At 67.8% G+C, this 25670-nt stretch carries 18 protein-coding genes and 1 pseudogene; 10 read left to right on the top strand and 9 right to left on the bottom strand.

From position 1 onward, the window contains the following. Positions 1–2 precede the first annotated feature (2 nt). The 4 genes from CSC78_RS11495 to typA form a co-directional block, all read right to left on the bottom strand. Positions 3–3515: a bifunctional diguanylate cyclase/phosphodiesterase gene (locus CSC78_RS11495; RefSeq protein WP_162338021.1), complete on the bottom strand. Its 3513-nt coding sequence runs from the start codon at positions 3513–3515 to the stop codon at positions 3–5. A gap of 102 nt (positions 3516–3617) precedes the next feature. Beyond that, complete coding sequence (locus CSC78_RS11490) at positions 3618–5216, bottom strand: amidase (protein WP_162338020.1); 1599 nt, start codon at positions 5214–5216, stop codon at positions 3618–3620. A 51-nt stretch (positions 5217–5267) separates the two neighbouring features. After that, entirely contained in the window at positions 5268–5738 is a 471-nt protein-coding gene (locus CSC78_RS11485) for a DUF2127 domain-containing protein (protein ID WP_162338019.1), read from the bottom strand. Positions 5739–5753: 15 nt separating this feature from the next. Next, the gene (typA, locus tag CSC78_RS11480; protein WP_162338018.1) at positions 5754–7583 is read right to left on the bottom strand and encodes a translational GTPase TypA; all 1830 of its coding nucleotides are present in this window, start codon (positions 7581–7583) and stop codon (positions 5754–5756) included. Between the two features lie 365 nt (positions 7584–7948). Here typA and CSC78_RS11475 point away from each other — a divergent pair, with 365 nt between their 5' ends. The 7 genes and pseudogenes from CSC78_RS11475 to prpE form a co-directional block, all read left to right on the top strand. After that, positions 7949–8446, top strand: coding sequence for a peptidylprolyl isomerase (locus tag CSC78_RS11475; protein ID WP_162338017.1), 498 nt, complete (start codon positions 7949–7951; stop codon positions 8444–8446). Positions 8447–8499: 53 nt separating this feature from the next. After that, positions 8500–9270 carry a hypothetical protein gene (locus tag CSC78_RS11470; protein WP_162338016.1) on the top strand — a complete coding sequence of 257 codons (771 nt, stop codon included), beginning with the start codon at positions 8500–8502 and terminating at the stop codon, positions 9268–9270. 129 nt (positions 9271–9399) lie between these two features. After that, positions 9400–10602: a pyridoxal phosphate-dependent aminotransferase gene (locus tag CSC78_RS11465; protein WP_162338015.1), complete on the top strand. Its 1203-nt coding sequence runs from the start codon at positions 9400–9402 to the stop codon at positions 10600–10602. A gap of 78 nt (positions 10603–10680) precedes the next feature. Then, the gene (locus CSC78_RS11460) at positions 10681–11667 is read left to right on the top strand and encodes a malate dehydrogenase (protein WP_162338014.1); all 987 of its coding nucleotides are present in this window, start codon (positions 10681–10683) and stop codon (positions 11665–11667) included. Positions 11668–11755: 88 nt separating this feature from the next. Beyond that, positions 11756–12736: a hypothetical protein gene (locus tag CSC78_RS11455; RefSeq protein WP_162338013.1), complete on the top strand. Its 981-nt coding sequence runs from the start codon at positions 11756–11758 to the stop codon at positions 12734–12736. Between the two features lie 80 nt (positions 12737–12816). Continuing rightward, entirely contained in the window at positions 12817–14088 is a 1272-nt protein-coding gene (locus CSC78_RS11450; protein ID WP_162338012.1) for a DUF2339 domain-containing protein, read from the top strand. 77 nt (positions 14089–14165) lie between these two features. Further along, positions 14166–16073, top strand: a pseudogene (gene prpE / locus CSC78_RS11445) (propionate--CoA ligase); the annotation flags it as partial. 3 nt (positions 16074–16076) lie between these two features. Here prpE and CSC78_RS11440 read toward each other — a convergent pair. Both CSC78_RS11440 and CSC78_RS11435 read right to left on the bottom strand, forming a co-directional pair. Beyond that, positions 16077–17483, bottom strand: coding sequence for a M14 family zinc carboxypeptidase (locus tag CSC78_RS11440; RefSeq protein ID WP_162338010.1), 1407 nt, complete (start codon positions 17481–17483; stop codon positions 16077–16079). A gap of 86 nt (positions 17484–17569) precedes the next feature. Further along, positions 17570–18796, bottom strand: a complete 1227-nt coding sequence (locus CSC78_RS11435; RefSeq protein WP_162338009.1) for a citrate synthase family protein — start codon at positions 18794–18796, stop codon at positions 17570–17572. A 135-nt stretch (positions 18797–18931) separates the two neighbouring features. Here CSC78_RS11435 and prpB point away from each other — a divergent pair, with 135 nt between their 5' ends. The 3 genes from prpB to CSC78_RS11420 all read left to right on the top strand — a co-directional run bounded on the left by prpB (position 18932) and on the right by CSC78_RS11420 (position 21810). Beyond that, entirely contained in the window at positions 18932–19816 is an 885-nt protein-coding gene (prpB, locus tag CSC78_RS11430) for a methylisocitrate lyase (RefSeq protein ID WP_162338008.1), read from the top strand. A gap of 179 nt (positions 19817–19995) precedes the next feature. Next, positions 19996–21141 (top strand): bifunctional 2-methylcitrate synthase/citrate synthase, encoded by a 1146-nt coding sequence (gene prpC / locus CSC78_RS11425; protein ID WP_379608635.1) that lies wholly within the window; start codon positions 19996–19998, stop codon positions 21139–21141. A gap of 171 nt (positions 21142–21312) precedes the next feature. Further along, a complete protein-coding gene (locus tag CSC78_RS11420; protein ID WP_162338006.1) occupies positions 21313–21810 on the top strand; it encodes a hypothetical protein in 498 nt (165 codons plus the stop codon). A gap of 18 nt (positions 21811–21828) precedes the next feature. On the opposite strand, the gene CSC78_RS11415 is transcribed toward CSC78_RS11420, so the two are convergent. The 3 genes from CSC78_RS11415 to CSC78_RS11405 all read right to left on the bottom strand — a co-directional run bounded on the left by CSC78_RS11415 (position 21829) and on the right by CSC78_RS11405 (position 25641). Then, the gene (locus CSC78_RS11415; protein ID WP_162338005.1) at positions 21829–22440 is read right to left on the bottom strand and encodes a glutathione S-transferase family protein; all 612 of its coding nucleotides are present in this window, start codon (positions 22438–22440) and stop codon (positions 21829–21831) included. A gap of 229 nt (positions 22441–22669) precedes the next feature. Next, a complete protein-coding gene (locus CSC78_RS11410; RefSeq protein WP_062352321.1) occupies positions 22670–23125 on the bottom strand; it encodes a cell wall hydrolase in 456 nt (151 codons plus the stop codon). 473 nt (positions 23126–23598) lie between these two features. Further along, entirely contained in the window at positions 23599–25641 is a 2043-nt protein-coding gene (locus CSC78_RS11405) for an NADPH-dependent 2,4-dienoyl-CoA reductase (RefSeq protein WP_162338004.1), read from the bottom strand. Positions 25642–25670: the final 29 nt, after the last annotated feature.

Raw genomic sequence — 25670 nt, 5'->3', positions numbered from 1 at the left:
GGTTACCGCGCCGTGTCCTCGGTGACGTTCTGCGGGATGTTCCAGGTCGTGCCGCGGGCATAGAGTTTCGCGAATTCGGTCGCCGGCAGGGGTTTGCTGAAGTAGTTGCCCTGCAGTTCGTCGCAGCCGTTGGTCGCAAGCCAGGCCGCCTGTTCCAGCGTTTCCACGCCTTCGGCGATCGTGCGGCATTGCAGCTGTGCGGCGAGACTGATGATCGCGCGCGTGATCGCGGCCTGGTTGGGTTCGGACACGTCGCGGACGAACGACTGGTCGATCTTCAGCACGTTGAAGCCGTAGTTGCCCAGGTAGCTGAGGCTGGAAAAGCCGGTGCCGAAATCGTCGATGGCGATGCGCACGCCCAGGGCCTTCAGCGCACGCAGTGTGCGGTCGGTGCGCTGCACGTCGCGCATCAGCGTGGTCTCGGTGACCTCAAGCTCGAGGAATTCGGCCGGAAGCCCGCTGTCCTGCAGCGCTTCCACCACGGTGTCGACGAGGTCGTCCGTATCGAAGTTCGCGGCGGCGATGTTGACGGAGACGCGGATCGGCGGCAGGCCGGACTGCTGCCAGATCCGGTTCTGCCGGCAGGCGGCGCGGATCGCCCACTGGTCGATGTCGACGATGAGGTTGGTCTCCTCGGCGATCGGCAGGAATTCGCCCGGCAGCATCAGGCGGTCGCCGCGCTGCCAGCGGGCCAGGCCTTCGACGCCGACGATGCGGCCGCTGACCCGGTCGACCTGCGGCTGGTAGTGCAGCGAGAGATCGCCGTTGCGCAGGCTGCGGCGCAGGCTGTTCTCCAGTTCGATGCGCGCGTCCACGCTGGAGGCCAGTTCGCGCGTGTAGAAGCGCGTGGCGTTGCGGCCGTTGCGCTTGGCCAGGTACATGGCGGCGTCGGCGCGCATCATCAGTGTGGCGGCATCGTAGCCGTCCTCGGGGAACAGGCTGATGCCGATGCTGAAGGCCTGGTGCAGTTCGTGCGAGGCGACCGTGTACGGCGTGCCGCCGAGGGCGAGCAGCCGGTCGGCGATCTGCAGCACGCCGTCGCGCGTCAGGATGTCGGGCAGCAGCACCACGAACTCGTCGCCGCCGGTGCGGTACACGCTGCCGAGGTTGCCGATGTTGCGCTGGATCCGGCGCGCCACCTGCTGCAGCAGCTCGTCGCCGGTGTGGTGGCCGAGCGCGTCGTTGACGTGCTTGAAGAGGTCCAGGTCGAGGAACAGCACCGCGATGCCGTTGCCGTGGTTGGTCGCATGGGTGATGGCCTGGCCCAGTCGCTCGTTGAGTTGCAGGCGGTTCGGCAGGCCGGTCAGCGCGTCGTGGTGGGCAAGGTACGTCATGCGCGAGCTGAGGGCGCGCGATTCGGTGATGTCGCGCAGGACCATCACCGTGCCGACCATGCGTTCGTCCCGGTCGTGGATGGCGGACAGCGAACGTTCCACCAGCATGCGGCTGCCGTCGCGGCGCACCAGTTGCAGGTCGCCCGGCAGGCCGGTCGGATGCAGGTCTTCGTCGTCCCCCTCCGGCAACGCGATGCGGGCCAGCGGCGCCACCTGGTCCAGCGGTTCGCCCAGCGCCTGTTCCAGGCTCCAGCCGCACAGCGCTTCCGCGGTCGGGTTCATGTACGTCACGCGGCTCGCCACGTCCACGGTGATGACGGCCTCGCTGATGGAGGTCAGCGTGACTTCGGCCAGTTCGTTGGCGTCGTGCAGTGCATGCTCGAGGCGGGCTTTCTCGGTGACGTCGACCGACATCACGAAGAAGCCGGAGACGTTGCCCGTGTCGTCGATGTCGGGCGTATAGAAACTGTGCATCCGCCGCATGCCGTCGGCGGTGGAGAAGCTGCTCTCGAACTCGCCCTCGCGCCCGGCGAGCGCCGCCTCGACATGCGGCGTGCGCCGCTGGTGGGCCTCTTCGCCGAACAGTTCGCGCATGGTCACGCCCGGGCGTGGCGGCGTCCGCCACCGGACCTGTTCGGCGAAGGCGCGGTTGTGGAAGACCAGGCGCTGCCGCGTATCGAACTGCGCGATCAGCGCAGGCAAGCGGTCGGTGACGCGTTTCAGGTGGTCGCGGGCCATCGCCAGTTCGCGACGCGCGCTGACCTGTTCGCTGACATCGTTTCCCATCAGGTACCAGCCGGCGATTTTCCGGCCGGACGCGACATCGGGCACCAGGTACAGGTGGACCGCGCGCGCGGGCTGGCCCAGGTCGGTTTCCCAGGCGATCCAGTGATCCGGGGTGCAGTCGTGCATCGCACGCTTGAGGGAGGCGAGGAAGCCGGGGGCATCGGCATGCACGTCGTCCACGTGGCGATCGTTCCAGCCTTCGGACGACCCCGACCACGCGCGGCAGGCGCGATTGGCGAAGCCGTAGCGGCCGTTGCCGTCGATGTAGGCGATCAGGGCAGGCAGGTGGTCGGCCACAGCGTCCAGCAGCGCGCGGCTGCGGCGCTCCGTGCGCGCGAGGTTGCGCAACAGCAGGAACAGCAAGACGCCAAGACCGATACCGCCCGCCGTCAGCAGGACGATGGATGTCAATCCCGGCATCGCGTCGCGCAGCGGAGGCGACCGCAGGACCAGGCGCCATTCGCTTCCCAGCAGCCGCAGGTCGCGCTGCGCAGTGAACGCGGGCTGCCACCCGCCGCCATGGCGGGCCTTAAGCGTCCCGGTCTCGAAGATCGGAGCGTCGCCACGGTCGTGGGCGAGCAACTGCAGGTCGAACTCTCCGCCACCCGGCCCGACCGCGTCCTCCATCACGCGCTGCCAGCCGAAGCCCGCGGTGGCGAAGCCGCGCAGCAGGCGTCGCCGTGCCTCCACGCCATCGCGCGCGCCGACCGGATCGGCATAGACCGGCGCATACAGCAGGAACCCCGCAAGCCCCGTGCTGCCCCTGGTCGCATCGCCGAGCGCCACCAGCGGTGCGGAGGCCAGTTCGCCGCTGTCGCGCGCCGACTCGATGGCGCTGCGCCGCGCAGCTTCCGCCATCACGTCCTTGCCCAGCAGTGGACGCATGCCCGGGGCGGCCGGATAGAGCAGGTCGATCACGACGTATTCGGCCCGATCGCCAGCGGGGTGGATGGCGAACGCATCGCCGTAGCGGGCGCGCTGCGCGGTGACGTACGCATCGCGCTCTTCCAGCCGTACGCGGCGCGCGAAGCCTAACCCATGCACGCCGGCATGGCGGGTGGGTACCTTCAGTTTCTCGACGAAGGCCAGGAAGTCGTCCTGCCCGATGTCCTCGCGTCCCTCAAGCACCGCGGCGGCGGCACGCACGGTGTCTTCGTACGCGTTCATGTGCGTGGCGACCGCCGTGGCCACCGCGTCCGCTCGGGCGTCGAACTGCGCACGGGCGTGTTCCCGTGCCTGCTGCCAGGCCGTGGCACCGGCCCACAGGGAAAGCAGGCTGGCGATGACCAGGACGCCCCATGCCAGCGAATTCAGGTTGCGCTGCCGCAGGCGGGCGGTGGACTCCAATCCACTGAACGCCCGCAGTTCCGATGCCCGGTCCGCGCCTGACTCCACGCGTGCGATCCCCGCCTGCTGGTTGGCTGCTATGACGCCACGAACGGGAAGCGCCTGCAAGCGCTTCCTCGCGCAAAATGACTCACATTTTCCGGCTGGACATCAGCGCCGGGGCGTGCGCGGCGGCAGCGTGGGCCAGTACTCCGGTGGCTTGCGCGCGCGGGTGCGTTGTTCGTAGTCGTACCCCAGCGCGATCAGCTGCGCCTCGCTCCACGCCGGTCCGATGAACACGACGCCGAGCGGCAGGCCATCGCTGTGGCCCATCGGGATAGTGAGGCTGGGATAGCCGGCCACTGCCGCGGCACCGTAGCCCGCACCGGGGAAGTGGTCCCCCGCCTTGTGGTCGGTCAGCCAGGCCGGACCGGTGGTCGGCGCGATCAGTGCGACCAGTTGCTGCGCCTTGAGCGCGGCATCGATGCCTTCCGGGCCGGCAAGCCGGCGCGCGCGGCTGCGGGCGGCGATGTACTCCGCTTCGCCCAGCCCGCCCTTGGCGTTGGCCTGTTCGAACAGCTCCTGGCCGAAGAACGGCATCTCGGAGACGCGGTACTGCTCGTTGTAGCCGATCAGCTGCGACAGCGTCGTGAGCGGGGCCTTGCGCTCCGTCAGGTACCGCTCCACGCCGTGCTTGAACTCGTACAGCATCAGCTGCAGTTCGTCCGCATTCCATTGGCCGTCGGTGGGAATCTCCGCATCCACGACGACCGCGCCGGCTTCGCGCATCACCTGGATCGCGCCTTCCAGTGCGGCAGCGGCGTCGGGGTGGATCGCCGCCTTGCTGCGCAGCACGCCGATGCGGGCGCCTTTCAGCGCGCCTGGCTTCAGGCGTGCGCTGTAGTCGAGCGCGGTATTCCAGCTCGCCTGGGTGGTGGCGGCGTCGGCGGCATCGCGTCCGGCCAGCGCGGCCAGCAGCAGGGCCGCGTCCGATACGCTGCGGGCGATGGGGCCTGCCGTGTCCTGGCTGTGCGAGATCGGCAGGATGCCTTGCCGGCTGATCAGGCCCACCGTCGGCTTCAGTCCCACCACGCCGTTGATGGCGGCCGGGCAGACGATGCTGCCGTCGGTTTCGGTGCCCACGCTGATCGTGACGAGGTTGGCCGATACCGCGACCGCGCTGCCCGAGCTGGAACCGCAGGGATTGCGGTCCAGGGCGTAGGGGTTGCGGGTCTGGCCGCCGCGCCCGCTCCAGCCCGAGGTGGAATGCGTGGAACGGAAGTTGGCCCACTCGCTCAGGTTGGTCTTGCCGAGGATGACCGCGCCGGCCTCGCGCAGCCGGCGGACCAGGAAGGCGTCCTGGCCCGGACGGAAATCCTTCAGCGCCAGCGAGCCGGCGGAAGTGGCCATCGGCACCGCGTCGATGTTGTCCTTCAGCAGCACCGGGATGCCATGCAGCGGTCCGCGCACGGTATTGGCGCGCCGCTCGACGTCGCGCAGCGCGGCCTCCTTCAGGGCATCGGGATTGAGTTCGATGACGGCGTTGAGCTGCGGCCCCGCCTTGTCGACCGCGGCGATGCGGTCCAGGTAGGCCTGCGTGAGCTTGCGGCTGTCCAGTTCGCCCGACTGCATGCGCGACTGCAGGTCGGCGATGTCGAGCTCGGCGTAGATGAAGTCGGTCGGCGCGGGTGCCGTCGCGGCCGGTGGCGTCGCCGGCTGGCAGGCGACCAGGGCGAGCGTCAGGCAGAACGGCAGCAGGAGTCGACGCATGCAGTCACCTTCGCGGGGTTGCCGCAGGCTACGCAGCGGCCGGGCCGTGCGTCAAATGGTCTTGCGGCGGCGGATGTCGCGCCACAGGACCCAGACGATCACCAGGTTGACGACGAGCAGCGCCGCGGTGGGCCAGCCGGGATGGCGGTACAGCGCATCGACCTCCAGCGGCAGGTAGGCCGCCGAGCCGATGCAGCCCAGCCACGACGCCCAGGCGCGGGCGCGCCACAGGCCCCAGGCTTCCAGCAGGCGCATGCCGGCGTAGACCACGATGATCAGCACCGCGACGTGGACGGACTCGGGATTGATCTTGTCCAGCCATTGGCCCATCACGCCGGGGCCGGCGCTGGGAACGAAGCGGCTGACGATCGCCTGCACGCTCTCGCGCAGGCGATCCGGGCCCAGCGCCAGCAGTCCGCCGGCGAGGGCCAGGGCCAGCACGCCCTTGGCGCCCTCGAACAGGGCGATGGCGTGCAGGCCGGGATGCGCCCTGGGATCCGGGTTGTACGCGGACGTCTCCAAGGCGCGGTGCTGCGGTCAGGCGGCGCGCGAGGCGCGCTTGCGATCGCTTTCGGTCAGGAACTTCTTGCGCAGGCGGATTTCCTTCGGCGTGATCTCGACCAGTTCGTCGTCGTCGATGAAGTCCAGCGCCTGTTCCAGCGAGAACTTGATCGCCGGCGTCAGCTGGATGGCATCGTCCTTGCCCGAGGCGCGCATGTTGGTCAGCGGCTTGGTCTTGATCGCGTTGACGGTCAGGTCGTTGTCCTTGGAGTGGATGCCGATCAGCTGGCCTTCGTAGACGTTGTCGCCTTCGGCGGCGAACAGCTTGCCGCGCTCCTGCAGCGGGCCCAGCGAATAGGCCGGCGTGGCGCCCGGCGCATTGGCGATCATCACGCCGTTCAGGCGCTTGGCGATGGCGCCCTGTTCCTTCGGACCGTAGTGGTCGAACACGTGGAACAGCAGGCCCGAGCCCTGCGTCAGCGTCTTGAACTCGTTCTGGAAGCCGATCAGGCCACGCGCCGGGATCTGGTAGTCCAGGCGCACGCGGCCCTTGCCGTCCGGCTCCATGTTCTTCAGCTGGCCCTTGCGGGTGCCCAGCTTCTCCATCACGCCGCCCTGGTGGACTTCTTCCACGTCGACGACGAGTTGTTCGATCGGCTCCATCATCTGGCCGTCGATTTCCTTGATGATCACTTCCGGACGCGAAACGGCCAGTTCGTAGCCTTCGCGGCGCATGTTCTCGATCAGCACCGACAGGTGCAGCTCGCCGCGGCCGGAGACCAGGAACTTGTCGGCGTCTTCCAGCTGTTCGACCTTCAGCGCGACGTTGTGCACGGTCTCGCGCTCCAGGCGCTCCTTCAGCTGGCGGCTGGTCAGGAACTTGCCGCCCGACAGGTCCTTGTGGCCGGCGAACGGCGAGTTGTTCACCTGGAAGGTCATCGAGATGGTCGGCTCATCGACGGTCAGCGCCGGCAGTGCTTCCGGGGTGTCCAGCGCGCAGACGGTGTCGGAGATGGTGAGGTCCTGGATGCCGGAGATGGCGACGATGTCACCGGCCTCGGCGCTGTCCTGCTCGATGCGCTCCAGGCCCAGGAAGCCCAGCACCTGCAGCACCTTGCCCTGGCGCTTCTTGCCTTCGCGGTCGATGACGGCGACCGGCATGTTCTTCTTCAGCGTGCCGCGCTGGATGCGGCCGATGCCGATGACGCCGACGAAGTTGTTGTAGTCCAGCTGGCTGATGCGCATCTGGAAGGCGCCTTCCGGGTCCACTTCCGGCTTCGGCGCGTGCTGCATGATCGCTTCGTACAGCGGGGTCATGTCGCCGCCGCGCACCGTGTCCTCCAGACCGGCATAGCCGTTCAGCGCCGACGCGTAGACGATCGGGAAATCCATCTGCTCGGGCGTGGCGCCCAGGCGGTCGAACAGGTCCCACACCTGCTCCACGACCCACTCCGGACGCGAGCCGGGGCGGTCGACCTTGTTGATCACCACGATCGGCTTGAAGCCCATCGCGAACGCCTTCTGGGTGACGAAGCGCGTCTGCGGCATCGGGCCGTCCATCGCGTCGACCAGGATCAGCACGGTGTCGACCATCGACAGCACGCGCTCGACCTCGCCACCGAAGTCGGCGTGGCCCGGGGTGTCGACGATGTTGATGCGGTTGCCCTGCCAGGTGATGGCGGTGTTCTTGGCCAGGATCGTGATGCCACGTTCCTTTTCCTGGTCGTTGCTGTCCATCACGCGCTCGGCCAGCACGGTGCGCTCGGAGAGGGTGCCGGACTGCTTCAGCAGCTGGTCGACGAGGGTGGTCTTGCCGTGGTCGACGTGCGCGACGATCGCGATATTGCGGAGGTTTTCGATGGACATGGATTCTGGGATCGGAAAAACGCACCCGGATACCCCCTTCGAAGGGGCAGGGCGCGAGGACGGGGAGGAAAGAAGGCGGCGTATTATAGCGGGCTATGGCGCGCTAAGCACCTGATTTTCCGAATAACGCCAGAACGGACGCCGGCCGCCGAAGGGGCCGCCCTTGAAATCGCGCCGGATCGTCGTGATCTGGGAAGCGGAGGGCGCCTGAACGGGCGCCCGTCGTTCCTCTGGCGACGCCCGCGGCCTGCACGACCGCCGGGGGCAGCTCAGGCACCACCGTTGACGCCCCTGGCCCGTGCCAGAGCGCGCAGCAGTGGCGCAGAGCCGACCGCCACCTTATTTCACCCCTGGAGAACCGTTCCATGAGTCAGCTGACTGCCACCATCGACACCTCGCGCGGCCCGATCACGATCGAGCTGTACCCCGACAAGGCCCCGCTGACGGTGGCCAACTTCGTCAACCTGGCCAAGCGCGGCTTCTACGACGGCCTGAACTTCCACCGCGTGATCCCCGATTTCATGATCCAGGGCGGTTGCCCCGAGGGATCCGGCCGTGGCGGCCCCGGCTACCGGTTCGAGGACGAGACCACCAACGGCGTGCGCCATGAGCGCGGCGTGCTGTCCATGGCCAATGCCGGCCCGAACACCAACGGCAGCCAGTTCTTCATCACCCACGTGCCCACCCCGTGGCTGGACGGCAAGCACACCGTGTTCGGCAAGGTCACCGAGGGCCTGGACGTGGTGGATGCGGTGAAGCAGGGCGACCTGATCACCAAGGTCACCATCGCCGGCGACACCGATGCGGCGCTGGCCGCCAAGGCCGAGCGCGTGGCGGAGTGGAACCGCTTCCTGTCCGCGTGATGGAATGAAAGGGCCGGTCGTTGACCGGCCCTTTTTTGTTTGGGAGCACCACCATGAAGGATCGCCGTGCGCGCCTGATGGGCGCGATGCTGCTGTTGGCCGCGCTGCTGCTGGCGTCCTGCCGGCAGGACGCCGACACCGACCCCGTCGCTGCCGCGCCGGAAGTCGAACAGCCGTCCGCCGAACGTTTCCAGCAGAGCCTCGAGGGTCTCTGGAGCACCGAGGAGAACGAGGGCGACGACGCGGAAACGCTGTACGTTTTCGAGTGGCAGGCGGCTGGCCTGCGCGTGGTGCGCGATGGTGCCCTGCTGGACGGCAAGGTCGAGGATGTCGACCTGGACAACGGCACGCTGGCCCTGCACGTGACGTCGGATACCGGCCCCAGCGAAACCGTCACCGTGCGCAAGGTGCCCGATCCTCAAACACCGGATGCCTTCAGCCTGCGCATCACCTGGGGAGGCGGGCAGACGGAGGCGCTGGGCTTCGTGCGCCGACTGACGGCACGGGATCGCGAGGGCGTCGCGGAGGCGGTCCGCATGGCCAGCCGCCCGGACGATGCCGCCTGCGACACCGATGCGCCCGCCGGCAGCGTGCGCGCGGCGCTGGTCTGCGGGCACGAGGAGTTCGGCGCGCTGGACGCCGGCATGCGCGCGCAGTTCAAGGAACTGGCCGACCGCTACCCCGATGGCGACCGCACGGTGGCCGCGGCGACCCGGCAACTGGATGCCTGCGACACCCCCGCCTGCCTGCGCGCGGCTTATGCCCAGTGGCAGGCCTATTTCGACGAGAACTACGACCTGGGCGACGTCGTGGACTACCAGTGACCGCATGCGCGTGACGCTGCCGGCCTAGACCATGGGCTAGTCGGTCGCGGTGGGGTGCCGTGATACCATTTTGCGCCGCAAAAAAGACGGCGGCGACGCTCCATCACCGTTTCCACGCGAGGTTGTGCAATGCCCCTGCTTGCCCGGCGCATCGGTCGCGCCAAGCCCAGTGCGATCATGGCGGTTGCCGAGAAGGCCAAGAAGCTGAAGGCCGACGGCCGCGACATCATCAGTTTCTCGATCGGCGTTCCGAATTTCCTGCCCGGCGACCACGTCTACCAGGCCGCCCGCGACGCGCTGGCGAAGGATTCCGGCCAGTACGGCAGCAACCGCGGCACCGACGCGCTGCTGGATGCCTTCCTGCAGCACATCGAAGCGCTGGGCCTGACCGGCTACACGCGTGCCAACCTGTCCACCGGCATCGGCGCCAAGCACATCCTGTACAACCTGGCCGAGTCGCTGCTCGACGAGGGCGACACCATCGTCTACCCGTCGCCGTACTGGACCACCTACGCCGACATCGCCGACATCGTCAACGCGAAGGCCGTGCCGCTGCCGTGCCCGGCCGGCCAGGATTACAAGCTGACGCCCGCGCAATTGGATGAGGCGCTGGCGACGTACAAGCCGAAAGTCTTCCTGTTCAACAATCCGTCGAACCCGACGGGCATGGTCTACACGCGCGATGAAGTCGCCGCGCTGGCCGACGTGCTGGTGAAGTATCCGGACACCTGGATCATCACCGACGACATCTACAACCGCATGCTGTTCGACGGACTGGCGTACACCAACTTCGTGCAGGCGCGGCCGGAACTGCGCGACCGCACGGTGTTCGTCGACTCGCTGTCGAAGACCTACGGCATGCCGGGCTGGCGTGTCGGCTTCATGGCCGGTCCCGAAGTCGTCGCGAAAGCGCTGACCACGATGAACTCCAACCACATCACCAACGTGCCGGAAGTGGTCACCGCCGCGGCCATCGCCGCGCTGACCGGTCCGCAGGACGTGCCGCTGGCGAAGAACGCCGAATTCCAGGCCAAGCGCGACCAGGTGCTGGCGGCGATGGAAGCCATTCCCGGCGTGGTTTGCCCGCGTCCGCAGGGCGCGTTCTATGTGTTCCCCGACATCAGCTGCGCGTTCGGCAAGTCGCACAACGGCGTGAAGATCGAAAACGACGTCGATTTCTGCAACGTGCTGCTCGACGCGAAAGGCGTCGCCTGCGTGCCCGGCTCCGCGTTCGGCGAGCCGCGCGCGCTGCGCATCAGCTACACCTGCCCGACGCCGCAGCTGGCGCCGGGGCTGCAACGTTTCCAGGAATTCTTTGCCGAGTTGAAGTAACCGTCGCGTGGGCCTTGGCCCACCTTTCCCCACGCGGCGGGCCTGGGCCCGCCCTACGTAACCCCGAGGATCCGCACCATGAAAACCCCCGTCCGTGTTGCCGTTACCGGCGCTGCTGGCCAGATCGGCTACGCGCTGCTGTTCCGCATCGCTTCCGGCGAAATGCTGGGCAAGGACCAGCCGGTCATCCTGCAGCTGCTCGAGCTGCCGCTGGAGAAGGCCCAGGCCGCGCTGAAAGGCGTGATCATGGAACTGGAAGACTGCGCGTTCCCGCTGCTGGCCGGCATCGTCGGTACCGACGATCCGGAAGTCGCGTTCAAGGACGCCGACGTGGCCCTGCTGGTCGGCGCGCGTCCGCGCGGCCCGGGCATGGAGCGCAAGGACCTGCTGCTCGAGAACGCCAAGATCTTCACCGCCCAGGGCGCGGCGCTGAACAAGGTCGCCAGCCGCAACGTCAAGGTGCTGGTGGTCGGCAACCCGGCCAACACCAACGCCTACATCGCCATGAAGTCCGCGCCGGGCCTGCCGTCGAAGAACTTCACCGCCATGCTGCGCCTGGACCACAACCGCGCGCTGTCGCAGCTGGCCAACAAGGCCGGCGTGGCCGTGGGCGACATCGAGAAGCTGGTCGTGTGGGGCAACCACAGCCCGACGATGTACCCGGACTACCGCTTCGCCACCGTCAACGGCACGTCGCTGAAAGACACCATCAACGACGCCGACTGGAACGCCAACACGTTCATCCCGCAGGTCGGCAAGCGCGGCGCCGCGATCATCGAAGCGCGCGGCCTGTCGTCGGCCGCCTCGGCCGCCAACGCCGCCATCGACCACGTGCGCGACTGGGTGCTGGGCAGCAACGGCAAGTGGGTGACGATGGGCATTCCGTCCGACGGCAGCTACGGCATTCCGGAAGGCGTGATGTTCGGCTTCGCCGTCACCACCGAGAACGGCGAGTACACGATGGTGAAGGACCTGCCGGTCGACGCCTTCAGCCAGGCTGCGATCGACAAGACGCTGGGTGAGCTGGAAGAAGAGCGCAGCGGCGTGGCGCATCTGCTGGGCTGATCGCGCCCGCATGGTGTACAAGAAGCGCCGGGGATTCCCGGCGCTTTTTTTGTCCCGTGTGGGGCGGCGTCCGGGGCAGGGGAAGCGCATGATCGTTCCGCAGTTCTGGGCCGAAGGTCGGCTGCAGCATCGTTCGAAGGGCAGGCAGGTCACCGTGCGTCGCTTCGGCTGGTCCGACGTCAGCCAGCAGCAGGCGCAAGCGCACGCCGACGCGCGCACGCGCGAAGCCTTCGAACGGGTTGTCGCGGGCGAGCCGCTGCAGCGACGGGAAGACAAGCGTCCCTACAACGGCGCGGTCGGCGTACCGATCCGCGAGGAGATCATCGCGCGCGACGGCGACAGCGTGATCACCCGCAATTCCTATGGCGCGCTCTGTCTCAACACGCCGCATGCATTGTTCGTGGACATCGATCTACACGATCCGGCGCCTGAGCCCGCACTCAGGCGCAAGGTCCGGTGGCCGTTGCTCGGCATTGCGCTGGTGGCCGGCCTGGCGACATCCTCCTGGATCGTCGGCCTCGTATCCGCCTTGGCCGCGCTGTGGCTCTCGACATGGATCAGCAGTCGCATCCACGCCTCCCGGATGCGCAAGGACGGCGGCCCGGAAGCCCGGGCGGAGCGCCGCATCGAAACCTTCATGGCGGCGCATCCGGACTGGCAGCTGCGCCAGTACCGGACGCCCGCGGGCTTCCGCCTGCTGGCCATGCATCGCACCTTCGATCCGGGCGAGCCGGACGTCGAGGCCTGTTTCACCGCATTGCAGTCCGATCCGCTGTACGCCCTGATGTGCGTGCGACAGCACTGCTTCCGTGCGCGTGTCAGTCCGAAACCGTGGCGCATCGGGATCGGACGGCATCTGCGGCCGCGTCCCGGCACATGGCCGATCAAGCCCGAGCGCATGGAGGAACGCCGGCAGTGGGTCGCCGACTACGAGCGACGGTCCGAGGGCTTCGCTGCGTGCCGCTACGTTCGCACGCTGGGCGAAGGACGCGCGGATCCCCGCGTGGAAGCGGTGCGCACGTTGCATGATCGCCTGTGCCGCGCGGATGGCATGTTGCCACTGGCCTGATCCTGTACGGCAGTTTCCGCGCCAACCTGCGATAGGATCGCTGCCGGTTGCAGGGCAATGATCAGGATGTGATGGAGATGATGGATCCACGCGCGCCACGTTACCGCTGGGCTTGGCTGACTTTGGCGGGCATGCAGGCGTTGCTGCTGGCCGGCGTCGGTGTCGCGCTGGCAGCATGGTGGTGGCCCGAGCCTCACAGTGATTGGGCGTATTACTGGCAGGCAGCGGGACGACCGGAGGTCTATGAGCGTGGCGGACTGGGCCTGTGGCTGCTTGCGCTGCCCAAGGCGCTCGGTCTGTCGCCGGTGGCGTCGTCGTTGTCGATCAATATCCCGTCGGCCCTGTGGCTGTTGTTCCTCGCGTATCGGCTGGATGGCGGGCGCTGGAAGATCCTTGCTCAACTGGTGGCGCTATACCTGCTGCTGATCACGCCGTTCGCGGGCATCGTGCAACTCGACCTGGTAGCCGCTGCTGCGCTCGGCACCGCGTTCTGGCTGCTGGCGGATGCCGGACTCAAGCTGTCCTCTGGCTGGCGTATCGGTCTGGCGGTGGCCTGCATCGTGTTCGCGGTGTCGACCAAACCGCAGTACGCGCTGGTGATGTGGGCGTTGTTGGTGTTGTCGGTCCCGTTCGCATGGTGGCTGCGACGCTCCCTGTCGCCCGGCTACCAGCGTGTGCTGTTGGCGCTCCTGGTGGGGTCCGTGCTCGGTTTCGCAGTGGACATGGGAATGCGCGTATCCAGTGGCAGGACCGAACAGATCCGTACCAGTTCTGCGGTCACGCTCTATGGTGGCCTTCTGGTGTCCAGTGATCAGCGTTCCCAGGGATGCGGCTACTGGTCCGTGGAAGCGGCGCAGGCGGCAAAGGACGATCTGCACAAGCCGTTGTCGGAAGCGGTGATCGATCGGCTGCAGGCCCGGCCGGTCGAACACTGGGTGTCGGTGGTGCGCTGCAAGGCGCCGGAGATCCTGAGTCCGCCGCCCTATGCGCTTTACTGGCTGATCGAATCGCCCAATGTCCGGACGGCCATCGATGCGCGTCCTGACCACGAGCAGATCAACGCCACCTACCACCAGGCGCTCCGCGTGGAGCGCAAGGTATACGGCTGGGCACGCGCGCTGATCATCATCGCGAGCATCTGGACGGCCTTTGTGCTGTTGAGGAAACGAAATCCGCTGGGTGCGTTGCCGTTGCTGTGGCTCGTCGGCTTCTGGAGCGTGCACGTGGTGTTCGAGGTCCAGGGCCGATATTTCCTGGGCCTGTTCGTACTGGCTCCGGTGTTGTGTGCTGCCGTAAGCAGACTCGCCGCCCTTCCTGCCGCGGCGGGCGCTCGCGCGGAATCCACTTTATGAGCTGCGTCGTGCGACCAAGGTAGGGAGGCCACTGCGGATACGGAGGTCTATGCTGGTCCCAGCGCCGCACCCGGGAGGATCGCATGGCCTACGAAGACGTCTACCGTCGCTCGATCGAGCAGCCCGAGGCCTTCTGGGGCGAGGAGGCGAAGGCGATCCACTGGCACGTGCCGCCGCAGCAGGTGCTGGACTATTCGACGCCGCCGTTCCGCCGTTGGTTCGTCGGCGGCCAGACCAACCTCTGCTACAACGCGGTGGACCGCCATCTCGACGAGCGCGGCGACCAGTTGGCGCTGGTGGCGGTGTCCACCGAAACCGACGTCACCCGCGAACTGACCTATCGCGAGCTGTATCGCGAGGTGAACGCGTTCGCTGCCGTGCTGATGAAACTCGATGTCGGTCGCGGCGACCGCGTCGTCATCTACATGCCGAATATGGCCGAAGCGGTGTTCGCCATGCTGGCGTGCGCGCGCATCGGTGCGGTGCACTCGGTGGTGTTCGGCGGCTTCGCCGCGCACAACCTGGCGTTGCGCATCGACGACGCGCAACCGAAGCTGCTGATCGCCGCCGATGCCGGCAGCCGTGGCGGCAAGGTCATTCCGTACAAGCCGCTGGTCGACGAGGCCTGCGCGAAGGCGACCACACCGCCGCCGAAGGTCCTGATCGTGTCGCGCGGACTCGATCCTGCCGAGCCGAGGGTCGCCACCCGCGACGAGGACTACGCCACGTTGCGTGCCGAGGTCGGCGATGCCGACGTGCCGATCGAATGGCTGGAGTCGAACGAGCCCAGCTACCTGCTCTACACCTCCGGCACCACCGGCAAGCCGAAAGGCGTGCAGCGCGATGTCGGCGGCTACGCGGTGGCGATGGCGCTGTCGATGCGGACCGTGTTCGACGTCGGGCCGGGGCAGGTGATGTTCTCCACCTCCGACGTCGGCTGGGCGGTCGGCCACTCGTACAACGTCTACGGCCCGCTGATCGTCGGGGCGACGTCGGTGCTGTACGAAGGCCTGCCGATCACTCCGGATGCCGGCATCTGGTGGGCCCTGTGCGAGCAGTACGGCGTGCGCACGATGTTCTCCTCGCCGACCGCGGTGCGCGTGCTGAAGAAGCACGACATCGACTTCATCAAGCGGCACGACCTGTCGGAACTGAAATACCTGTTCCTTGCCGGCGAACCGCTGGACGAGCCGACGGCGCACTGGATCACCGATGCGATCGGCAAGCCGGTGATCGACAATTACTGGCAGACCGAAACCGGCTGGCCGGCGCTGACGCTGCTGCCCGGACTGGACATGAAGCCGGTGCGCTTCGGTTCGCCCGGCTTCCCGAACCTCGGCTACAGGATGAAGGTGATCGACGAGAACACCGGCGAGGAGGTCGGGCCGGGGCAGAAAGGCGTGCTGGTGATGCAGCCGCCGCTGCCGCCCGGCTGCATGACGACCATCTGGAACGACGATGCGCGTTTCCTGTCCAGCTACTTCAGCCACTTCAAGGAGCTGCTGTACAGCTCGCTGGACTGGGCGATCCGCGACGAGGACGGCTACACCTTCATCCTCGGGCGCACCGACGACGTCATCAACGTCGCCGGCCATCGCCTGGGCACGCGCGAGATCGAGGAGTCGGTGTCGGGTTTCGCCGCCGTCGCGGAAGCGGCCGTGATCGGCGTCGCCGATGAACTGAAGGGGCAGGTGCCGGTGGTGTTCGCCACGTTGCGCCAGGCGACGGAGGAGCCGCACGAGCGTGTGCAGGCGGCGGATGGCATGCGTCGCACGGTGGAGCAGAGCCTGGGTGCGGTCGCGCGTCCCGCGCGCGTCTATATCGTCAATGCGCTGCCGAAGACACGCTCGGGCAAGCTGCTGCGACGTTCGCTGCAGGCGCTGGCGCAGGGCGCGGATCCCGGCGACCTTTCCACGCTGGACGACCCGAACGCGCTGGAAGAAGTGAAGCGCGCGCTGCAGCGCGGTCCCGACGTCGGCAGCTGAACCTCAGCGTTTCGTCGGCGAACGGGCCGCCGGATCCACGCTGCCGTCCAGCGTCCACACCACGTCGCGACCCTGCGGGTCACGACTCAGCACGAAGTGTGCGCTCGCGCCTGGCGTGAGCGGCGATGGCGCCCGTGCGTCTTCATCGGTGTCGTCATTGGCTTCGATAATCGTGCGTTCGCCTGCATGCCCCGCGATCGGCACGATGAACAGCCCCCGTGCGTCGATGCTGCGCCGCGCCTTCTTCGTGCCGAGGTCGCCGACGTCGGCGATGGCGCCATCGGTCTCCGTCAACGGATTGCGGAAGTTGACCAGCAGGTCGGCGCGCAGTGGCGGATGCCCGGGGGCCGACAGCGTGGCGCCACGCACCAGCAGGTCCGGCCACACGTCGCCGTTCTCAGGCAGGTCGCGGTACAGGGCGGGCGACACGCCGGCATGACTGCCGGTGGCGATGCTGTCCAGTGCTGCTACCAGGCCGAGGAAATAGAGTTTGCGCAGGCGCTGCTTCTGCACGTCGCCCTCGATGCCGCCGGCCTCGATCAGTACCGTGCTGGCGCCCCACTGCGTGGTCAGGTCGCCGAACGCGCGCGGATCGAACTCCTCGTCCCAGCGCGCGATATGGCCGGCGAGATACGGCTCCAGTGCGGTGCGGATCACGCCGGCCACTTCGATGGCACGCGTGCGCACGTCGTTGACGTCGGCAGCATGGTTGTACGGCGGCGACAGCAGGGCGATGGCGGTGCCGCGGTCGGAATCGCCGGCGCGGTAGCCCACGCGCTGGTCGTGCAGGTTGAAGCCGTACTTTGGCTTCACTTGGTCGAACAGCGCTTTCAGCGTGCGCGCTTCCGGCGTGGCCAGCATGCGCGCATCGCGATTGAGGTCGATGCCCTGCGCGTTGCGGCGCTGGAAGCGCGCAGCACCGTCGGGATTGACGATGGGGAAGACGTGCAGCGTGGTATTCGCCCGCAGCTGCTTCACCAGGGGGTGGTCAGCGTGCTCGCCCAGGAAGCGGAACAGGTCGGCCAGCGCCATCGACGCCGTGCTCTCGTCGCCATGCATCTGCGACCACAGCAGCACGGGCGTCTTGCCGGTTCCCCAGCGCACGTGGCGCAGCGGACGGTCCTCCACGCTGCGGCCTATTTCATCGACGCGGAATCCGTGGCGCGTCTCCAGCAGCGGCGTTGCAATCGACCACCAATGCTCGGCGTTGAAGCTGCGGTCTTCCAGGCCCTCCACGCGCAACCGAGCGTCGTACAGCGCATCGAGGTCCGGCAACCACGCTGGGGGCGAAGGCATGGGCGTGGTGGCGCGTTCCGCGGTCGCCGGCGGATGCGGGTTGTCGGCGTTATGGGCGACGGTGGTGGGGGTCATCATCGTCAGCAGCAGGCACAGAGTCAGGGAAGGGCGCATTGCAGCAGCGGCAGGAAGCGGGCCATGGCAGGGTCACCGCATGCGCCAGTGATGTCAAACGCACGTCGGCGCGTGCGGCCAGTGCATCACGGCGATGTGGCGGGCGGAGTGACGCCGGTATAGCTCGCGCGCGGTCGGATCAAACGGCCCTGTGCCTGCTGTTCCAGCGCATGCGCCAGCCAGCCGGCGAGGCGGCCGGCCGCGAACATCACCAGCGCCGGTGTCGCCGGCAGACGGTTGAGATGGCAGATCGCGGCGAGCATGAAATCGATGTTCGGACGCAGGCCGCTGATCTCCTCGGTGGCGGCGATCAATGTTTCGAGCGCAGCCATCTCGCGGGTGCCGGCATGGCGCAGGCGGGCGCGTGCCAGCAGTTCCGCGCCGCGCGGATCGCCGTTCGGATACAGCGCATGGCCGAAGCCGGGCAGGTCGTCGCCGCGCTGCCAGCGCTGCGCGATGAAGGCACGCGGCGAGCGTGCTTCGCTGGCATCGCCGATCAACGCGTAGGCGCGCGCGGTGGCGCCGCCGTGGCGTGGCCCCGACAGTGCTGCCAGCCCACTGCACACGGTCGCATGCAGGTGCGCGCCGGTGGAGGCGACCACGCGCGCGGCGAATGCGGACACGTTGAGCTCATGGTCGGCGCAGACCACCAGCGCGGCGCGGACCAGTTCGGCAAAGCCGTCGTCGCCGGGATGCCAGGCCTGCGCGAGCACGCGATGCACGGGTGCATCGGAAGGCGGTCGCGCCACCAGCAGCGCCGCGTTGTGGCGCAGCAGGCCGGCGGCGATCTCATGACGCACACGCGGCGCGGAACTGAAGGAGTGGCGTACGTCCAGCGCCAGCAGCGGGATCGCCGCCATCGCGCGTTCCAGCGGCGGCAGCGAAGCGTCGGAGGCGAGCGGCGCGACGACCGCGGGCCATTGCACCAGTGAAGGAACGGCGAACGGATCGTCCGCGCCGCCATCCCACAGCTGCCGGGCCACGTCTTCCAGCGTGGCACCTTCGTGGACCATCGCGATCGCGGATCGGCCACGGTAGTAGGGGCCATCGGGACGGATCAGCGAGATCCGTGTTTCCAGTACCGGCAGGCCGCGGTCCAGGCTCTGCGCGGCGCCACGAGCAGCGCCGCGACCCACCTGCTTGCGCTGCGCCAGCCGTTCCACGTCCTGCAGCAGATACAGGCGGCTGCGGTGGTCCTTGCCGGGGCGCGACTCCAGCAGTCCGCGGCTGACATAGGCGTACAGCGTGGCCTGGCTGATGCCGAGCAGGCGGCAGGTCTCGCGGGCGGTCAGCAGGTCGGTGGCGGAGGCCATGCGGAAATATTGATTGATTCGATCAAGATTGATCAACCCTGAAGATGGTGCCAGATTTGCGACCCGAAGAGGGGCGTACCCTTCACGCACCTCCGGCGGCCGGCACGTCCGGGCGCCAGATCGACAGGAGTTCCCATGAGTTCCGTTTCCGCAGGCGCGACATTCCGCGCCGCTCTCGCCGCCGAATCGCCGTTGCAGGTGATCGGTGCCATCAATGCCAACCATGCCCTGCTCGCCAAACGCGCCGGCTACCGTGCGATCTACCTGTCCGGTGGCGGTGTCGCCGCAGGTTCCCTGGGCCTGCCCGATCTGGGCATCAACACGCTGGAAGACGTGCTGATCGACGTGCGCCGCATCACCGACGTCTGCGACCTGCCGCTGTTGGTCGACATCGACACCGGCTTCGGTCCCAGCGCGTTCAACATCGAGCGCACGGTGAAGTCGCTGATCAAGGCCGGCGCCGCCGCCTGCCACATCGAGGACCAGGTGGGCGCCAAGCGCTGCGGCCATCGTCCGGGCAAGGAAATCGTGTCGGCCGGCGAGATGGTCGACCGCGTCAAGGCCGCCGCCGATGCCAAGACCGATCCGGACTTCTTCCTGATCGCGCGCACCGACGCCATCCAGGTCGAAGGCGTCGATGCCGCCATCGAGCGCGCCATCGCCTGCGTCGAGGCCGGCGCCGACGGCATCTTCGCCGAGGCCGCCTACGACCTGCCCACCTACCGGCGTTTCGTCGACGCGGTGAAGGTGCCGGTGCTGGCCAACATCACCGAGTTCGGCAAGACGCCGCTGTTCACCCGCGACGAACTGGCCTCGGTCGGCGTGGCGATCCAGCTGTATCCGCTGTCGGCGTTCCGCGCCATGAACAAGGCGGCGGAGAACGTCTATGAAGCCATCCGCCGCGACGGCCACCAGCAGAACGTGGTCGACACCATGCAGACGCGCGAAGAGCTGTACGACCGCATCGGTTACCACGCCTTCGAGCAGAAGCTCGATACCCTGTTTTCCGCAAAGAAATAGCTAATACCTCTTCTCCCTCCAGGAGAAGAGCCTGCCCCGTACTCGATACGGGGTGCCCGAAGGGCGGATGAGGGTACGGCGAAGCCAGCGATGTTCGAGCTGCACGGATTTCGCCGAACCCTCACCCCAACCCCTCTCCCGGTGGGAGAGGGGCTCCAAGTCACGATGAGGAGTTGAACATGTCAGAGAGCGTCCCCTTCAAGCCGAAGAAATCCGTCGCCCTGTCGGGCACCGCCGCCGGCAACACCGCGCTGTGCACCGTCGGCCGCACCGGCAACGACCTGCACTACCGCGGCTACGACATCCTCGACCTGGCCACGACCAGCGAATTCGAGGAAGTCGCCTACCTGCTGGTGCACGGCAAGCTGCCCAACCGTGCCGAGCTGGCCGGCTACAAGGCCAAGCTGAAGTCGCTGCGCGGCATCCCGGCCGCGGTGAAGGCCGCGCTGGAGGAATTGCCGCCGTCGGCGCACCCGATGGACGTGATGCGCACCGGCGTGTCGATCCTGGGCTGCGTGTCGCCGGAGAAGGACGACCACAACCACCCCGGCGCGCGCGACATCGCCGACAAGCTGATGGCCTCGCTCGGTTCGATGCTGCTGTACTGGTACCACTGGAGCCACAACGGTCGCGCCATCGACGTGGAGACCGACGACGACTCCATCGGCGGCCATTTCCTGCACCTGCTGCATGGCGAGCCGCCGAAGGAGAGCTGGGTGCGCGCGATGCATACCTCGCTGATCCTGTACGCCGAGCACGAGTTCAACGCGTCCACCTTCACCTGCCGTGTCATCGCCGGCACCGGCAGCGACATGCATTCGGCCATCGCCGGCGGCATCGGCGCGCTGCGCGGCCCGAAGCATGGCGGTGCGAACGAAGTCGCGTTCGAAGTGCAGAAGCGCTACGAAACGCCGGACGAGGCGGAAGCCGACATCAAGGCGCGCGTCGAGCGCAAGGAAGTGGTGATCGGCTTCGGCCATCCGGTCTATACCACCGGCGATCCGCGCAACGATGTCATCAAGAATGTGGCGAAGGCGCTCTCCGCCGAGCAGTCGAGCATGAAGATGTACGACATCGCCGAGCGCCTGGAGTCGGTGATGTGGGACATCAAGAAGATGTTCCCGAACCTCGACTGGTTCAGTGCGGTCAGCTACCACATGATGGGCGTGCCGACGGCGATGTTCACACCGCTGTTCGTGATCGCCCGCACCAGCGGCTGGAGCGCGCACGTCATCGAGCAGCGCATCGACGGCAAGATCATCCGTCCCAGCGCCAACTACACGGGGCCTGAGGATCTGGAATTCGTTCCGCTGGACCAGCGCTGACCCGCGCCGACAGGTGTCCACGGGGCCGTTTCGACCAAGGTCGGGCGGCCCCGTGTCGTTTGTGTGACCCGCGTGGCAGCCCGCAACGGGTCTGTCGCGGTACTACTGACGGCCGCTAGCGGTGCGTCGCAGCCGTCGGGAGGGGCCCGTCGCGCGGCGCCGGGGGACGCCATGCAGACCATGTGGTGCAAGACCGAGGCCGGACGCAACGAGATCCAGCAGCGCACGCGCAAGTTGCCGGCTGCGCTGCGTTCGATCCTGTTGCTGGTGGATGGCCAGCGCAACGATGACGAACTGCGCACGATGATGAGCGGGCTGCACGCGCCCGACGATGCCCTGCAGCAGCTTGAAGCCGAAGGCCTGATCGAGCGGCGCTCGGGCGCGGCCTGGGTGCTCGCCGCCGTCTCCGCCCCGAAAGCGGGCGAGGCGCTGCAGGCGTCCACCAAGACCCCTGCCGACCGCTACAACCTGCTGTATGCGCGCATCACCGACGACATCCGCTCGCACATCGGCCTGAAGGGCTACTTCCTGCAGCTCAAGGTCGAGCGTTGCGCCGACGCAGACGAACTGGTGGCGCTACTGCCCGACGTGGCGACCGCGTTGACGAAGGCGCGCGACCACACCTTCGCCACGCGCTGGCTGGAGGACGTGCGCGCGTCGGTGGTCTGACGCGCGCCGTCGCGACGGTCAGGACAGGCCTTCGGCCTTCAGTGCCGCTTGCACGCCGCTATCCGCTTCCATGCGCTGCTTGAAGGCGGCGATGTTCGGCAGGCCCGACAGGTCGACACCCATGCGGTCGGCCCAGCGCAGCGTGATGTAGAAATAGGGATCGGCATAGCTGCGGAAGCCTGCCAGCCAGTCGCGGCCTTCCAGCTGCTTCTCCGCACTTTCGAACAGCCCGCGCAGGCGCTTGCGCGCGGCGTCCTTGATGGCGTCTGCCTTGGTTTCGTCGGCAAGGAAACGCGAAGGTCCGAACAACGGGTGGAAGGCGGGATGCACGTCGGAATTGACGAAGGCCAGCCACTTCGCCGCCTGCGCGCGCTGCTGCGGCGAACCGTCGCCGGCCAGATGCGCCTGCGGATAGGTGTCGGCGATGTAGCCCATGATCGCGGCGTTCTGCGTCAGTACGAAATCGCCATCGACGATCGCCGGCACGGCGCCGGTGGGATTGATCGCCAGATAGGCGGGCTCCTTCATTTCCGCTGCCGTCATCACCTGCACGTCGAACGGTTGGCCGGTCCACTGCAGCGCGATGTGGTCGGCGGTCGAGCAGGCGCCGGGCTTGGTGTAGAGCTTCATGCGGTGTCCCCGAGAAATGGAAAAGGCCCGCGATTATCGCGGGCCTTGACTGCTTTCTGCGTGATGCGTGGCGCAACGGATCGTGCTGTGCGCGAAGAGCGGGCATCGCGGCGGTCCGCCCTCACCCCTTGCCCTCTCCCAGCGGGAGAGGGGGAGTAGGTGCCATGCGGGTTCGGCGTCGGTGGGAGGAGCGCCGCGTGCGGCGTCATGCTTTCGGAAGCTTCTGTTTTCAGGAGCGGGGCTTGAGTTTCTGCACGCGCAGGAACGTGTGATCGCCGATCGTCGCCACGTGGTACGCGTTGCGCCAACTCGGGCTGGCGATCTGGTGCGCCATGAAGTGGCTGGCGCCCGGCACGATCTCCTTGCGCTGGCCGGGCGGCAGGGCCCAGTTGCGCTCGGCGTTCAGGGCGACGGTGACCGACTTGGCCCAGGCGTCCGGGTTCTTCAGGCGGGTGTTCGGCCCGACGATGGTCGGGGCGAACTGCTTGCGGGCGGTCACCACGGAGCAGACGGAGTCGCCCCACAGGCCGCTGTCACGACGACGCAGGGCGACTTCGGCGACGGCCTGCTGGCCGCGGAGGGTCTGGTCGCGGGCTTCCAGGTACACGGTGGTGCTGAGGCAAAGCGAATCGGCGGCCGGCTGCGGCAACATCTGCGACAGCCATAGGATCCAGGCCAGTTTCATGGGAACTCCTTGCTCCGTCTTTCCCGCACCCCTGCCTCCCCCGTCACGATGGGAGCGGCAAACCTGGGACATGCGGCAGGGCGTCATGGGGAGGCAGCCTTCACACGGGCTGCCCGGGGACCGGCAAGGCCGGATCAGAGGGATCCGGGCACCGGGCTCAGCCCGCCTGAACTGGGCGGCGGGCCGGAAAGTCGGCGCAAGGTAGGGGGGGCAGTCCCAACTCGGCCTGAACGGGCCGGCTTGACGCCGGGGGTGCCGGTCTGGCTGGAAACTGTGAGCAATGTCGCACCGGCGAGGCCTGCAAGAGGTGCGACAAGCGCGAAAAAAGACGCCCGACGATCACGGTCACCCCCTGTAGGAGCGCCCCATGGGCGCGATGCTCTTGCGCGGGATGCGTGAAAAGCATCGCGCCCATGGGGCGCTCCTACAGAGCGGGTTGCGCGGGTGTACGGGCTGCGCGGGAGGCCGAGGGCCTACAGGCCGGCTGCCAACCGGCTTCCCTGGTCGATCGCGCGCTTGGCGTCCAGCTCCGCGGCCACGTCGGCGCCGCCGATGAGGTGCGGCGTCTTGCCGGCGGCGACCAGGTCGGCCTGCAGGTCGCGACGCGGTTCCTGGCCGGCGCAGACCACCACATGATCGACCGGCAGCAGCTGTTCCGTGCCGTCCACCTTGATGCGCAGGCCGGCGTCGTCCACGCCCAGGTACTCCACGCCGCCCAGCATCGTCACCTGCTTGGCCTTCAGCGTGGCCCGGTGCACCCAGCCGCTGGTCTTGCCCAGGCGGGCGCCAGGCTTGCCGGGGCTGCGCTGCAGCAGCCAGACCTCGCGCGCCGGTGGTTCCGGCTGCGGCTTCACCAGGCTGCCGCGCGCCTCGAAGGTCGGGTCCACGCCCCATTCGGCCATCCAGCGGCCCGGGTCCAGCGAGGGCGAGTGGCCTTCGTGGGTCAGGTATTCGGCCACGTCGAAGCCGATGCCGCCCGCGCCGATCAGTGCCGCGCGGGCGCCGACGGTGACGCGACCGGACAGCACGTCCACGTAGCTGACCACCTTGGCGTGGTCGGCGCCGGGAAAGGCGACCTTGCGCGGGCTGATGCCGGTCGCCAGCACGACCTCGTCGAAGCCGGCCAGGTCGGCGGCGGTCACCGGCGAGGACAGCTTCACGTCGACCCGCGTCTCCTCCAGCCGGTGGCGGAAGTAGCGCAGCGTCTCGTGGAACTCTTCCTTGCCCGGGATCCGCTTGGCGTAGTTGAACTGGCCGCCGATCTCGTCGGCCGCATCGAACAGCGTCACCCGGTGGCCGCGCTCGGCGGCGACGGTCGCGCAGGCCAGCCCGGCCGGACCGGCGCCGACCACGGCGATGGTCTTCGGCGTGAACGTCTTCTTATAGAACAGGTCGGTCTCGTGGCAGGCGCGCGGATTGACCAGGCAGCTGGCGAGCTTGTTCTCGAACACATGGTCCAGGCAGGCCTGGTTGCAGGCGATGCAGGTGTTGATCGCCTGCGGCGTGCCGGCGCGCGCCTTGGCCGTCCATTGCGGGTCGGCCAGCAGCGGGCGGGCCAGCGACACCATGTCGGCCTTGCCGGCGGCGAGGATGCCTTCGGCCACGTCCGGCATGTTGATGCGGTTGGTCGCCACCAGCGGCACGCGCACGTGTGGCTTGAGCTTGGCGGTGACGTCGACGAAGGCCGCCCGCGGCACCGAGGTGACGATGGTCGGCACGCGCGCCTCGTGCCAGCCGATGCCGGAATTGATGATCGTGGCGCCGGCGGCTTCCACGGCCTTGGCCTGCGCGACGATCTCCTCCCACTGGTTGCCGTCGTCGACCAGGTCGATCAGCGACAGCCGGTAGATGAGGATGAAATCCGGACCGACCGCCTCGCGCACGCGGCGGACGATCTCCACCGCGAAGCGCATGCGCTTCTCCGGCGTGCCGCCCCAGGCGTCATTGCGCTTGTTGGTGCGCGGGGCGGTGAATTCGTTGATGAAATAGCCTTCCGAACCCATGATCTCGACGCCGTCGTAACCGGCGTCGCGCGCCAGCCTCGCCGCGTTGGCGTAGGCGTTGATCTGGCGTTCGATGCCACGGGCCGACAGCGCGTGCGGGGTGAAGGGGTTGATCGGCGCCTTGATCTTCGACGGCGCCACCGTCAGCGGGTGGTAGCCGTAGCGGCCGGCATGCAGCAGCTGCGCGCAGATCTTCGCACCGTGCTCGTGCACTGCCTGGGTCACGAACTTGTGCGGGCGCGCTTCCCACGGCCACGACAGCTTGCCGCCGAAGGGCTTCAGCCACCCCACCAGATTCGGCGAGAAGCCGCCGGTGACGATCAGGCCGACGCCACCCGCCGCGCGCTCGGCGAAGTACGCCGCCAGTCGCGGGAAATCCCTGGCCCGGTCTTCCAGACCCGTATGCATCGAACCCATCAGCACGCGGTTGCGCAGCGTGGTGAAGCCCAGGTCCAGCGGTGCGAACAGGTGCGGGTAGGGCGAGGGGGCAGTGGCAGCGGCGGTCGACGTCATGCGGGCAGTGGATACGCGTGCGTATGGGT

This window comes from Pseudoxanthomonas japonensis (genome assembly GCF_010093445.1).
GTDB classification, from domain to species: Bacteria; Pseudomonadota; Gammaproteobacteria; order Xanthomonadales; family Xanthomonadaceae; genus Pseudoxanthomonas_A; species Pseudoxanthomonas_A japonensis.
This window is presented reverse-complemented; position numbering and strand designations above follow the sequence as displayed.